Here is a 13,140-nt window from a genome sequence, read left to right as displayed (position 1 = left end):
CAGGCCAGCTCCCACATTGGAATGCATATCCCTGTGGGAGCGAGCCTGCTCGCGATAGCGGTCTGTCAGACGCTACTCAAGCCTGAGCAAGCTCCGCATGCTCATCCGCTTCCAGCAGTGCCTTGTCGGTCTGCTGCATCGCCTGGCTGGTAATCGCGCCAGCGGTGATCGAACCGCTCACGTTCAGTGCCGTACGACCCATGTCGATCAGCGGCTCGACCGAAATCAGCAACGCCACCAGCGAAACCGGCAAGCCCATGGCTGGCAGCACGATCAGCGCGGCGAAGGTCGCGCCGCCGCCCACGCCCGCCACACCGGCGGAACTCAAGGTCACAATCGCCACCAGCGTCGCAATCCACAGCGGATCCAGCGGGTTGATGCCCACGGTGGGCGCAACCATCACCGCCAGCATCGCCGGGTACAGACCGGCGCAGCCGTTCTGGCCGATGGTCGCGCCGAACGAAGCGGCGAAGCTTGCAACCGATTGTGGAATGCCCAGACGCCGGGTCTGCGCTTCGATGCTCAGCGGAATGCTCGCGGCGCTGGAGCGGCTGGTGAACGCGAAGGTCAGCACCGGCCAGATCTTGCGGAAGAAACGCAGCGGGTTGATCCCGGCCGCCGAGACCAGCAGACCGTGTACCACGAACATCAGGCCCAGACCGAGGTACGACACCACCACGAAGCTGCCGAGCTTGATGATGTCCTGCAGGTTGGAACCGGCCACCACTTTGGTCATCAGTGCCAGCACGCCGTAAGGCGTCAGCTTCATCACCAGACGCACCAGACGCATCACCCAGGCTTGCAGGGTGTCGATGGCGTTGATCACTTTCTGACCTTTCTCGGCGTCATCCTTGAGCAGTTGCAGCGCGGCAACCCCCATGAACGCAGCGAAGATCACCACGCTGATGATCGAGGTCGGCTTGGCCCGCGCCAGGTCGGCGAACGGGTTCTGCGGGATGAACGACAGCAGCAGCTGCGGCACATTCAGGTCGGCGACCTTGCCGGCGTAGTCGGTCTGGATGGTTTGCAGACGGGCCATTTCCTGGGTGCCGGCGACCAGGCCTTCGGCGGTCAGGCCGAACAGGTTGGTCAGGCCGATGCCGATCAGTGCCGCAATCGCCGTGGTGAACAGCAGCGTGCCGATGGTCAGGAAGCTGATCTTGCCCAGCGACGAAGCGTTGTGCAGACGGGCCACGGCGCTGAGGATCGAGGCGAATACCAGCGGAATCACGATCATTTGCAGCAGTTGCACATAACCGTTGCCGACCAGATCAAACCAGCCGATCGAGGCTTTCAGCACCGGGTTGCCCGCGCCGTAAATCGTGTGCAGCGCGACGCCGAATGCCACGCCCAGCACCAGCGCGAGCAGAACTTTTTTCGCCAGGCTCCACGTGGTGTGACGGGTTTGCGCCAGACCGAAGAGCAAGGCAAGGAACACCAGCAAGTTGAGAATCAGGGGCAGATTCATGAGGACTCCAGAAAAGACTGTGCCAACAACCTTCCGGGGCTGTTGCGAACCGGCAAGCCTAACAGCTTGATTTCCAATGATTTAATACCGAAATAAAAGGTCGTCCGTCGTTTTTGGAATAAGCGGGTGTCGTTCTCGGGGATGCAGTTGGCGCAAAAGGGACGTGGACAGTCGCTGACAGACGGTAACTGTCACACTGATTTGTTAGCGTCGATCTCTTTCAATCGGGGAGAAACGCAGAATGAAGTTCGCACCTAAATTGCTGGCTGCCGCACTCTGCTTCGGCCTTGTTGGCCAAGCGTTCGCCACTGACCTCAAGCACTGGCCGGCCGATCAGGCCAAGGCCCTGGACGCGATGATTGCGGCCAACGCCAACAAGGGTAACTACGCGGTGTTCGACATGGACAACACCAGTTACCGCTACGACCTGGAAGAGTCGCTGCTGCCGTTCATGGAAAACAAGGGCCTGATCACCCGTGACAAGCTCGACCCGTCGCTGAAACTGATGCCGTTCAAGGACACGGCCGACCACAAGGAAAGCCTGTTCAGCTACTACTATCGCCTCTGCGAAGTTGACGACATGGTCTGCTACCCATGGGTGGCGCAGGTGTTCTCCGGTTTCACCCTCAAGGAACTCAAAGGCTACGTCGACGAACTGATGGCGTCGGGCAAGCCGGTGCCGGCGACCTATTACGAAGGCGATGTGGTGAAGAACATCGACGTGCAGCCGCCGAAAGTCTTCACCGGTCAGGCTGAGCTGTACAACAAACTGATGGAGAACGGCATTGAGGTCTACGTGATGACCGCCGCCTCCGAAGAACTGGTGCGGATGGTCGCGGCCGATCCGAAGTACGGCTATAACGTCAAACCGCAGAACGTTATCGGTGTGACCACCTTGCTGAAGAACCGCGAGACCGGTGAACTGACCACCGCACGCAAGCAGATCGCCGCCGGCAAGTATGACGAGAAGGCCAACCTCGGCCTGGAACTGACGCCATACCTCTGGACCCCGGCGACCTGGATGGCCGGCAAGCACGCGGCGATCCTGACCTACATCGACGAATGGAAAAAACCGGTGCTGGTGGGTGGCGACACGCCGACCAGCGACGGCTACATGCTGTTCCACGATGTGGACGTGGCCAAGGGTGGGATTCACCTGTGGGTCAACCGCAAGGACAAGTATATGGCCCAGCTCAACGGCATGATGGCCAAGCATGCCGCGGCCCAGGCAAAAGAAGGTTTGCCGGTGACGGCGGACAAGAACTGGGTGATCGTCAAACCTGAAGAAATCCAGTAAACCTGCATAGATCCAATGTGGGAGCGGGCTTGCTCCCACAGTTTTGATCTGCAGTGACATTGGGATTTCGGTCAGGCAAAAAAATGCCCCGCACTTGGCGGGGCATTTTTGTTTCTGCGAGTTGACGCTTACAGCCCGTCGAGCATCGCCTTGTTGCGCACGGCACCCTTGTCGGCGCTGGTCGCCAGCAGGGCGTAGGCCTTGAGGGCGGTGGTCACTTTGCGTGGACGCTGTTCGACCGGTTTCCAGCCTTTCTTGTCCTGCTCGACCCGGCGAGCCGCCAGTTCTTCGTCGCTGATCAGCAGGTTGATCGAGCGGTTCGGAATGTCGATCAGCACCTTGTCGCCGTCCTGTACCAGGCCGATCGCGCCACCCGCCGCAGCCTCTGGCGAAGCGTGGCCGATGGACAGGCCGGAGGTGCCGCCGGAGAAACGGCCATCGGTCAGCAGGGCGCAGGCTTTGCCCAGGCCCTTGGATTTCAGGTACGAGGTCGGGTAGAGCATTTCCTGCATGCCCGGGCCGCCTTTCGGGCCTTCGTAGCGAATGATGACGATGTCGCCTTCCTTCACTTCGTCGGCGAGGATGCCGCGCACGGCGCTGTCCTGGCTTTCGAAAATCTTCGCGTTGCCTTCGAACACGTGGATCGATTCGTCGACGCCGGCGGTTTTCACCACGCAGCCGTCCAGGGCGATGTTGCCGTACAGCACGGCCAGGCCGCCTTCTTTCGAATAGGCGTGTTCGACGCTGCGGATGCAACCGTTTTCACGGTCGTCGTCCAGGGTTTCCCAGCGGGTCGACTGGCTGAACGCGGTCTGGGTCGGGATACCGGCAGGACCTGCCTTGAAGAAGTGATGCACGGCTTCATCGTTGGTCTGGGTGATGTCCCACTTGGCGATGGCTTCTTCCATGCTGCGGCTGTGCACGGTCGGCAGGTCGGTGTGCAGCAGGCCGCCACGGGCCAGCGAACCGAGAATGCTGAAGATGCCGCCGGCGCGGTGCACGTCTTCCATGTGGTACTTCTGGATGTTCGGCGCGACCTTGCACAGTTGCGGCACCTTGCGCGACAGACGATCAATGTCGCGCAGGTCGAAGTCGATCTCGGCTTCCTGGGCGGCGGCCAGCAAGTGCAGGATGGTGTTGGTCGAACCGCCCATGGCGATATCGAGCATCATCGCGTTCTCGAACGCCTTGAAGTTGGCGATGTTGCGCGGCAGGACCGACTCGTCGTTCTCGCCGTAGTAGCGCTTGCACAGTTCGACGATGGTACGGCCGGCCTGCAGGAACAGCTGTTCGCGGTCGCTGTGGGTGGCCAGGGTCGAACCGTTGCCCGGCAACGCGAGGCCCAGGGCTTCGGTCAGGCAGTTCATCGAGTTGGCGGTGAACATGCCGGAGCACGAACCGCAGGTCGGGCAGGCGCTGCGCTCGTACTCGGCAACCTTCTCGTCAGAAGCGCTGGAGTCGGCGGCGATGACCATGGCATCGACGAGGTCGAGACCGTGGCTGGCCAGTTTGGTCTTGCCAGCTTCCATCGGGCCGCCGGAAACGAAGATCACCGGAATGTTCAGGCGCAGGGCGGCCATCAGCATGCCCGGGGTGATCTTGTCGCAGTTGGAGATGCAGACGATGGCGTCGGCGCAGTGGGCGTTGACCATGTACTCGACGGAGTCGGCAATGATCTCGCGGCTCGGCAGCGAATAGAGCATGCCGTCGTGGCCCATGGCGATGCCGTCGTCCACGGCGATGGTGTTGAATTCTTTTGCCACGCCACCGGCGCGTTCGATCTCACGGGCAACCAGCTGGCCCAAGTCCTTCAGGTGGACGTGGCCCGGTACGAACTGGGTGAAGGAGTTGGCAATGGCGATGATCGGCTTCTTGAAGTCGTCATCTTTCATCCCGGTGGCGCGCCACAGTGCGCGGGCGCCGGCCATGTTGCGGCCGTGGGTGGATGTTTTCGAGCGGTAATCTGGCATGGAGCACTCCGGGCGGCTAAATCAGGTATCAAAAGGGAGTGAGCTTCTATTGACGTCTGGAACACTCAGAAATGGCCGTGTGTCCTGAAGTTGCCGATGACGTTGCGGGATCGCCGCTGGTCTCAGCCTGAGCTCATAAACCCGCCGGGGATGAATGGCGATGAATCTCGCGATTCTACACCGCTGGCGTCAGGAGGGAATGGCGCAAAACGTTGTTCCAGTGCTGACGCTGCGTGCGGAATGACGACCGGCAGGGTTAATCACCGTTCGGTTGTGCAATGGCGTCGGCTTGGAGGATTCTGGCGCGACGGCTGATCCGGCTGTTCAATGTGAGTGCCACGCCACTGAGCAAGACAAAAGCGTAACCCAGTGTGGATTGCAGATTGGTCGGGCTCAGGCTGATCAAGGCACTGATGAGGCCGCCGCAGATGAAAATGATGGTGCTGCCGGCCGACGCCGACGTGCCGGCGTTGTCCGGAAACAGGCTCATGGCCCTGGACGTGGCCGCCGGTCGGGCAATGGTGGTGCCGGCGGTGCAGATCAGCATCGGGATCAGCACTGTCGCCGCAGCCAGGGCAAAACTCGACGACAGGTACAGCATGGTCACGCCGGCGAACAGGATCAGGCTCAGGCCGACAACGATCTGCTGACCACTGGTGATGCGCCTGCTCAGCACGCTGGCGAGGATGCCACCGGCGACATACGCCGCACCGTAGATCAGCAGGATCAACGAGAACTCGTAAGCGGACAATTGCAGCCGGTCCATGAAGATCAGCGGCGAGATCACGATGAATGAAAAGTGGCAGGCGAACGCAAATGCCGAAATCAGCCAGTAGCCGACAAAGTCGAAATCCCCCAGAACCTGTCGGTAAGCCGTGAGGAAGTTTGTACGTGTTCCACGGGTGGTCGGTCGTGTGTTCTCCAGAAACAGACAGGCCTTGAGCAGCACGGCGGCTGATAACGCGATGAACACCCAGAAGCTGCCACGCCATCCCAGTGTTGCCTGCAAGAACGTACCGGCAAGAGGGGATATCGAGATGAAAATCCCGCCGGCGGTGACCATCAGGATTCGCAGGCGATCACGTTCCTGACCTTCGAACAGATCCTGGACCAGTGCCTGGGACAGTACGAAGCAACCGCAGCCCAGCGCCTGCACGACCCGGAACATCAGGAACAGCGAATAATCAGTGGTCATGACACAGCCGAGGGCGCCGAGCATTGAAACGCTCATGCCGGCGAGCAGCAAACCCTTGCGCCCGATCACATCCGACAGCGGCCCGATCAGCATCTGGGCGAAGGCGATGCCGACGGCGAACAGGCTGATGGACAGCGCGATGTCAGCCGGGGTGCTGCGAAAGTGTTCGGCCAGCGCCGGGAACGAAGGCAGCAGGACGTCCAGTGGAAATACACCCAGCAGTACCAACGCGAGCAACAGGCTGACGGCCCCGCGACGCTGTCGGGTCGTCATCCCGGATTTTCTGTTATCCATCGATCAGTCCCGCCCTGGCGAAAAGTGTCTGGTTTTGAGATTCAGCAAAAAATCCGGCTTTCTTCAGTGCATTCAATGTGGCGATGCTGCCTGTCCGTGCGCGCAATCGGGTGGCTTGCGCCGTTACCAACCTGTCGACTATCTCCCGCACCGCGCTGTCGTCAATCCCGGCGTCGCGCAGGCTTCGTCGCAGCCACCGGTCATCGGCTTCGAAGAAGATCACGATGATCTCGAGCAGGGTGGCGGCCGCGAAAGTTCGCTGGTGCGAGTCCAGATGCAGCCAGAGGTAGTGGAACACTTCAGTGAAGTAGCGACTGTGGCGCGCCTCGTCGGTGAGGTGATCGCGCAGCATGTCACTGACCCCGGACACCAGGCTGTCCCGGCAGACGTCGAGCAGTTCCCGGGCAATGATGGTTTCCGAGACGAAGCCGAGCAGGAACCATGTCAGCGGTTGTTGCTCTGGAAGGGTTTTGGCGATCAGCCTGTTCATGCGAATGATCCGCCTGGGCGTCACCGGGCGCGCGGTGATGGCGTAGAGCCCGGCGATCTGCTCCGCGACCTGATGAGAGAACAGGGCGTGGTAACCCTCGTCGGTGTAGAGCTGCAGCGCGGCAGTTTTCATGAGCGGCGGAACATCGATCGGCAGTTCGCCGTGAACGATGACTTCCACGGCGCGATTGACGATGCGGTGCTCCAGCAGGGTTGTGTAGTCAAGAAAGTGCACCAGATGATTGGCCGTGAGTCGGTGCAGCATCGAACGGCCCGACGCCTTGATGGCAGGGTGCGCGAGATAGGGCAGAAATGCCGGCGGGAACCAATGACGGGTTTCCAGTTGCTGCGCTATATCAGCCGGCAAGCGGTAATCGTGGGCACTGGTGCGCACCGAAGCGCGAGTGTTCCAGTCGCCCAGTGAAAACTCGAAGGTCGGGGCGTGGGAGAGAAGGCTCATGCTTGCGTCTCGCGCAACAGGTCACGCATTTCCTGGCACATCGCCTGACCGTCGCTTTCCCCGCAACCGACGAAGAACAAGGGTTGTTCCGCACTGTTCTCGAGTTTCAGCAAGCGCTCGACCTGGTCGTCGGAAAACGCACCTGTCAGCCAGGTGTTCATGCCCAGGGCAGTGGCCACCAGTTGAAACGTCTGTGAGAGGTGTCCGGCTTCGACGAATGCCATTCGATAGGCGCGCGAGTGGGGATACTTCCACCAGAGTCTGTCGAAGCGGGCGGTGATGAACAGGCCCATTGGCAGGTTATTGATGAAGTGCTGCCCTCCCAGGAGATTACCCAGTGCCGTGTCGGGTGGCAGATTGATCAGGCTCAAGGCATGTTCCGCCGGGTGATAGGCATATACGCCGGGTGCCAGGCCTTCGGCGTTCTGGATCAGCAAGTAACCTTCGCAGGCGTTGAGCCCGCCCCCGGAAGGGCTGCTGCGCCGCGCGCCAAGCCCTTCGGCGATGCTGTCGTCACAGTCGGCCTCGCGTTCTCGCAGGTAACCGAGAGACAGGTATAGCAAGGTGCCGACATCGTCCAGCGACAGGGGGGCGCCGGTGAAGGACCGGCAGGTCTTGCGCCGGGTGAGCGAACTCGACAGGGTATCGTCATTCAGTGCCAATGGTGCTGGCAGGGCGATGAGTGCATTTGGACCGTTGTCTGCAGAGGCGTCCGCCGGAGGTGAAGTGGCAAGCACTGTCTCGCAGTGTTCGAGGTATTGCCTGGACCATTCCTGAATATTTCGGGGAGTGTGTTCGCAGGGAATATTCCGCGTGCCGATATGGTAGATCCTTGACAGTTCATCCCAGCCCCAGACCGGCGCTGTGACTTTTAAAGAAGTCAATATTCCGGCTTTTAGAAGTTGCGTGTCTATTATGTTGTTGCTGTCATATAAGTCCGGATCGTGGATAAGTTGTGTCAGTCGAGAAGAGTATTCGAGATCAAGTTCGTGCTGAGTATGGTCTTTGTAGTTCCAGACTATCTGGCCGGGCGTTCGTGGCAGTATGAATAAATAAGGATTTATATGCATGTTGGGGCACGCTGCTCTGGATAGGTGCGTTGTCAGAGGCGCTGGGTAGCCGGCATACCCAGCGCCCACCTTACTTAGCGGGCTTTAGGTGCGACCAGAAAAGCCAGGTTTGCGAGGGTACGGGATTCCAGAGTAATTGCTTTCATGATTGAACTCCTTGTTCATTGTTGCTTCGTGGTTAGTTGGTGTCACCTCCGTGGTGACGACTTAATAATAGTTTGTAATGGATTAATCGCAAGCAAATATTAAGTAGGAATTATCCAGTAATTTTGTCGGAGTGATCTTTGGCTGGGAGTGAATGTGTAAGTTAAATTTCGGAAAATAAAGTATTTAAGGAAATATCCTGCACGACGGCAGGACGTTAAATGTAGGAAAGCACAGTGCAAGACAAAAAGAAGGGGAGCCCGCGGGCTCCCCTTTCAACAGCATCAATGCCGTGCGCCTGTCAGCTGTTGGGCAGCAGGCGGCAGGTGATGCTCTTGATGTAGCGGGTTTCAGCAATGGCCGGGTGTACCGGGTGATCCGGGCCCTGACCGCCGCGCTCCAGCAGCTGGATATTGCGGTCCAGGTGGCGGGCGCTGGTCAGCAGGATGTTCTGCAGATCATCTTCCGGCAGGTGCATCGAGCACGAAGCGCTGACCAGGATGCCGTCCTTGTTGAGCAGACGCATGGCTTGCTCATTCAGGCGGCGGTAGGCGCCTTCACCGTTTTTCATGTCCTTTTTGCGCTTGATGAACGCAGGCGGGTCGGCCACGATCACGTCGAAGCGTTCTTCGCTGGCCTTGAGTTCCTTCAGGGCTTCAAAGACGTCGCCTTCGATGCAGGTCATCTTGTCGGCAAAGCCGTTCAGCGCGGCATTGCGCTCGACGCCGTCGAGGGCGAAGCCCGATGCATCGACGCAGAACACTTCGCTGGCGCCGAACGCGGCAGCCTGCACACCCCAGCCTCCGATGTAGCTGTACAGGTCCAGCACGCGTTTGCCTTTGGCGTAAGGCGCCAGGCGTGCGCGGTTCATGCGGTGGTCGTAGAACCAGCCGGTCTTCTGGCCCTGGATCACCGGGGCTTCGAATTTCACGCCGTTCTCTTCCAGAGGCACCCACTCCGGTACCAGGCCGAATACGGTTTCGGTGTAGCGCTCCAGACCTTCGGCGTCACGGGCGGCGGAGTCGTTCTTGAACAGGATGCCGCTCGGCTTGAGCACTTGGGTCAGTGCCGCGATCACGTCATCTTTATGGGCTTCCATGGTGGCGGAAGCGATCTGCACCACGAGGATGTCGCCGAAACGGTCGACCACCAGACCCGGCAGCAGGTCGGAGTCGCCGTAGACCAGGCGATAGAACGGTTTGTCGAACAGGCGCTGACGCAGGGAAAGCGCTACGTTCAGGCGATGCACCAGCAGCGACTTGTCCAGCGCCAGCTTGATGTCGCGCGACAGCAGGCGGGCGCAGATCAGGTTGTTCGGGCTCATGGCCACGATGCCCATCGGCTTGCCGCCGGCGGCTTCAAGGATCGCCTGGTCGCCGGCCTTGAAGCCGTGCAACGGGGTGGCGGCCACGTCGATTTCGTTGCTGTAGACCCACAGGTGGCCGGCGCGCAGGCGACGGTCGGCGTTGGCTTTGAGGCGCAAGCTAGGCAGGGACATGACGTCGCTCCGGAAAAAAGAGCGGGAGTATACCGTGTTGCGATGCATGCAGGTTCGATGCTGGACATGTGGCGCCCCGGCCTGGCGCGCAAACGGACGAAGTCAGAATTCGCTCGATGGTCTTGAATGAAAGTTTCCGCCGATCTGCCCCGCGATGTGTCGTTCGTCGGTTTTTAGGGGTTAGAATCGCCGCCTGTCCCAGAGTGTGTACTTATGTCCCAAGAGCTGACCACCGAACAGATTCAACAGTCCCTGCAAGGCATCAGTGTGCCCGCGCAGCCGCAGATCATGGTGGATCTGCAAATGGAGCAGTACATGCCCGATCCGGATCTGGAGACGATCGCCAAGCTGATCTCCCAGGATCCCGGCCTGTCCGGCTCACTGCTGAAAATCGTCAATTCGCCCTATTACGGCCTGAGCAACAAGATCACCTCGATCAAGCGCGCGGTGAACCTGTTGGGCAGCCGTTCGATCATCAATCTGATCAACGCGATGTCGATCAAGGGCGAGATGAACGATGACACCATCGTCACCCTCAACCGGTTCTGGGACACCGCCCAGGACGTGGCCATGACCTGCCTGACCCTGGCCAAGCGCGTCGGTACCGAGGCGAGCGACGAGGCCTACGCCTTGGGCTTGTTCCATGACTGCGGCGTGCCGTTGATGCTTCAGCGCTTCCCGGACTATATGAAGACGCTCGAAGAGGCTTACGCCAACGCCAGTGCCGAATGCCGGGTGGTGGATACCGAAAACCGCGTCTACAACACCAACCATTCGGTGGTGGGTTACTACACGGCCAAGTCCTGGCGCCTGCCGGAGCATGTCAGCGCGGCCATCGCCAATCACCACAACGCCATGGCGATCTTCAGCGACGAGACTTCGCGCAACAGTCAGATGAAAAACCTGCTGGCGATCCTGAAAATGGCCGAGCATATCTGCGCGTCGTACCGGGTGCTGGGCAATCAGAGCGAAGACTTCGAGTGGCAGGCTGTCGGGCCGCTGGTGCTCGAATACATCGGTCTCTCGGATTACGACTTCGAAACCCTGAAGCAGACGATCCGCGAACTCGGCGCACACTGATCAAACCGCTCCTGATTCGAGACGCTCATGCCTGAATTGCCGGAAGTCGAAACCACCCGCCGCGGCATCGCCCCGCACCTGGAAGGCCAGCGCGTCAGCCGCGTGATCGTACGTGACCGGCGGCTGCGCTGGCCGATTCCCGAGGACCTCGATGTGCGCCTGTCCGGGCAGCGCATCGTGCTGGTCGAGCGGCGCGCCAAGTATCTGCTGATCAACGCCGAAGTCGGCACGCTGATCAGCCATCTGGGCATGTCGGGCAATTTGCGGCTGGTGGAGGTCGGGATGCCGGCGGCCAGGCATGAGCATGTCGACATCGAACTGGAGTCGGGCCTGGCCCTGCGCTACACCGATCCACGGCGTTTCGGGGCGATGCTCTGGAGCACTGACCCGCTTAATCACGAGTTGCTGATTCGCCTGGGGCCGGAGCCGTTGACCGATCTGTTCGATGGCGAGCGGTTGTTTCAGCTGTCACGCGGACGGTCGATGGCGGTCAAGCCGTTCATCATGGACAACGCGGTGGTGGTGGGCGTCGGTAACATTTACGCGACCGAGGCGCTGTTCGCCGCCGGTATTGATCCGCGCCGCGAAGCCAAAGGTATTTCCCGGGCGCGCTATCTGAAGCTGGCGATCGAGATCAAACGCATCCTCGCCGCTGCCATCGAGCGTGGCGGTACCACGTTGCGCGATTTCATCGGTGGTGACGGGCAGCCGGGGTATTTCCAGCAGGAACTGTTTGTTTACGGTCGCGGTGGCGAGCACTGCAAGGTCTGCGGCACAGGCCTGCGGGACGTGAAGCTGGGCCAGCGGGCCAGCGTTTTCTGCCCGCGCTGCCAGACCTGACGAAAAGCTGAAAAAGTCCTACGGTCTATAGTGAGTTGTCTCACTGTTCAGCCCGAAGGATCGTGCCATGAAATCCTCGCTAGCCCTTTTCCTCGCACTGCTGCTGTGTTCCAGCCTGACCGTTCAGGCCACGGAAGGCGGCAGCGGTGATCCGCGTTACGCCATCCAGAATCCACCGGCCTACGCCATGATCGGCGATCTGCTGATTGCCCGCCCCTTGCTGGTGGCGGCCACAGTGATCGGTGCGGGGGTGTTCGTGGTGTCGTTGCCGTTTACCGCGCTGGGTGGCGGCGTTGGCGATGCGGGGGAGGCGCTGGTGGTGGCACCGGCGAAAGCGGCGTTCGTGCGCTGTCTGGGATGTACCGGGGAAGGATTCGAGCAGCGTGAATGACGCGATCGCAGCCTTGCGCTGCGATCGCGGTCAGAGACTCAAGCCTTGCCGGTAATCTTGCGGTACTTCTCCATCAACTGTTCTTCAGTCTCCGGATGGGCTTCGTCCAGCGGAATGCAATCCACCGGGCAGACCTGTTGGCACTGCGGTTCGTCGTAGTGGCCGACGCACTGGGTGCACAGGTTCGGGTCGATCACGTAGATCTCTTCGCCTTGGGAAATGGCGGCGTTCGGGCACTCAGGTTCGCAGACGTCGCAGTTGATGCAATCGTCGGTGATGATCAGGGACATGCTAACTCCAGCCGGGGCGGCGGGCCCGGGCGCAATAAATCAATGCGCGCAATTGTGCCGCATTGGCGCCCGCAGTGCACGCGGGCACCGTTTGAACGGTCGTTACTTCTTGAAGCGCAGGGTCAGGGCATCAGCCACTGCCGGGTGGACGAACTTGCTGATATCGCCGCCCAGGGCTGCAATTTCCCGCACCAGTGTCGAGGAAATGAACGAATAACGCTCGGACGGGGTGAGAAACAGGCTCTCCACATCCGGCGCCAACTGGCGGTTCATGTTGGCCAGCTGGAATTCGTATTCGAAGTCCGACACCGCGCGCAGGCCACGCAGGAACACGTTGGCGTTCTGCTCTTTGGCGAAATGCGCCAGCAGCGTCGAGAAGCCGACCACTTCCACGTTGGGCAGGTGCTTGGTGACTTCGCGGGCCAGCTCGACCCGTTGTTCCAGCGGGAACAGCGGATTTTTCTTGGGGCTGGCGGCAACGGCGATGATTACGTGATCGAACAGGCGCGAGGCGCGTTCGACCAGATCGCCATGGCCCTTGGTAATAGGGTCGAAGGTACCTGGGTACAACACTCGGTTCATCGCGTCGTCCTGGCGGGAATCCGTTGGGGAGTCGGATGGTATCGCAGCCGTCCCGGTCGGCCAAGTCGCCTT

The 13,140-nt window shown here is 60.3% G+C and carries 12 protein-coding genes; 4 read left to right on the top strand and 8 right to left on the bottom strand.

Going from position 1 to position 13,140, the window contains the following annotated elements:
* Positions 1 to 76: 76 nt before the first annotated feature.
* The gene (locus C6Y56_RS27195; protein ID WP_169432328.1) at positions 77 to 1,468 is read right to left on the bottom strand and encodes an L-cystine transporter; all 1,392 of its coding nucleotides are present in this window, start codon (positions 1,466 to 1,468) and stop codon (positions 77 to 79) included.
* Between the two features lie 241 nt (positions 1,469 to 1,709).
* Between C6Y56_RS27195 and C6Y56_RS27190 the strand changes: the two genes are divergently transcribed.
* Positions 1,710 to 2,765 (top strand): haloacid dehalogenase-like hydrolase, encoded by a 1,056-nt coding sequence (locus C6Y56_RS27190; RefSeq protein WP_169432327.1) that lies wholly within the window; start codon positions 1,710 to 1,712, stop codon positions 2,763 to 2,765.
* A gap of 128 nt (positions 2,766 to 2,893) precedes the next feature.
* Here the strand turns inward: C6Y56_RS27190 and ilvD are convergent, their stop codons facing one another.
* From ilvD to C6Y56_RS27165, 5 genes are all read right to left on the bottom strand, one after another.
* A complete protein-coding gene (gene ilvD, locus C6Y56_RS27185; RefSeq protein ID WP_169432326.1) occupies positions 2,894 to 4,735 on the bottom strand; it encodes a dihydroxy-acid dehydratase in 1,842 nt (613 codons plus the stop codon).
* A gap of 256 nt (positions 4,736 to 4,991) precedes the next feature.
* The gene (locus tag C6Y56_RS27180; RefSeq protein ID WP_169432325.1) at positions 4,992 to 6,224 is read right to left on the bottom strand and encodes an MFS transporter; all 1,233 of its coding nucleotides are present in this window, start codon (positions 6,222 to 6,224) and stop codon (positions 4,992 to 4,994) included.
* Positions 6,217 to 7,173 (bottom strand): diiron oxygenase, encoded by a 957-nt coding sequence (locus C6Y56_RS27175; RefSeq protein ID WP_169432324.1) that lies wholly within the window; start codon positions 7,171 to 7,173, stop codon positions 6,217 to 6,219. Before C6Y56_RS27175 ends, C6Y56_RS27180 begins: the two co-directional genes overlap by 8 nt.
* Entirely contained in the window at positions 7,170 to 8,243 is a 1,074-nt protein-coding gene (locus C6Y56_RS27170; protein WP_169432323.1) for a SagB family peptide dehydrogenase, read from the bottom strand. The genes C6Y56_RS27175 and C6Y56_RS27170 overlap by 4 nt, the downstream gene beginning before the upstream one ends.
* A gap of 445 nt (positions 8,244 to 8,688) precedes the next feature.
* Positions 8,689 to 9,885 (bottom strand): class I SAM-dependent rRNA methyltransferase, encoded by a 1,197-nt coding sequence (locus C6Y56_RS27165; protein ID WP_169432322.1) that lies wholly within the window; start codon positions 9,883 to 9,885, stop codon positions 8,689 to 8,691.
* A 267-nt stretch (positions 9,886 to 10,152) separates the two neighbouring features.
* Here C6Y56_RS27165 and C6Y56_RS27160 point away from each other — a divergent pair, with 267 nt between their 5' ends.
* From C6Y56_RS27160 to C6Y56_RS27150, 3 genes are all read left to right on the top strand, one after another.
* The gene (locus tag C6Y56_RS27160) at positions 10,153 to 10,965 is read left to right on the top strand and encodes an HDOD domain-containing protein (protein ID WP_169432715.1); all 813 of its coding nucleotides are present in this window, start codon (positions 10,153 to 10,155) and stop codon (positions 10,963 to 10,965) included.
* A gap of 27 nt (positions 10,966 to 10,992) precedes the next feature.
* Positions 10,993 to 11,805 (top strand): bifunctional DNA-formamidopyrimidine glycosylase/DNA-(apurinic or apyrimidinic site) lyase, encoded by an 813-nt coding sequence (gene mutM / locus C6Y56_RS27155; protein WP_169432321.1) that lies wholly within the window; start codon positions 10,993 to 10,995, stop codon positions 11,803 to 11,805.
* 67 nt (positions 11,806 to 11,872) lie between these two features.
* Entirely contained in the window at positions 11,873 to 12,196 is a 324-nt protein-coding gene (locus C6Y56_RS27150) for a multidrug transporter (protein WP_169432320.1), read from the top strand.
* A gap of 38 nt (positions 12,197 to 12,234) precedes the next feature.
* On the opposite strand, the gene C6Y56_RS27145 is transcribed toward C6Y56_RS27150, so the two are convergent.
* Both C6Y56_RS27145 and coaD read right to left on the bottom strand, forming a co-directional pair.
* On the bottom strand, positions 12,235 to 12,486 hold the full coding sequence (locus tag C6Y56_RS27145; RefSeq protein WP_003195146.1) for a YfhL family 4Fe-4S dicluster ferredoxin: 252 nt from the start codon (positions 12,484 to 12,486) through the stop codon (positions 12,235 to 12,237).
* A gap of 102 nt (positions 12,487 to 12,588) precedes the next feature.
* Complete coding sequence (gene coaD / locus C6Y56_RS27140; RefSeq protein ID WP_003229157.1) at positions 12,589 to 13,068, bottom strand: pantetheine-phosphate adenylyltransferase; 480 nt, start codon at positions 13,066 to 13,068, stop codon at positions 12,589 to 12,591.
* Positions 13,069 to 13,140: the final 72 nt, after the last annotated feature.

This window comes from Pseudomonas fluorescens (assembly GCF_012974785.1).
Lineage (GTDB): Bacteria > Pseudomonadota > Gammaproteobacteria > Pseudomonadales > Pseudomonadaceae > Aquipseudomonas > Aquipseudomonas fluorescens_BT.
Note: the sequence above shows the minus strand (reverse complement) of the source record. Positions and strands in the feature narration are given on the sequence as shown.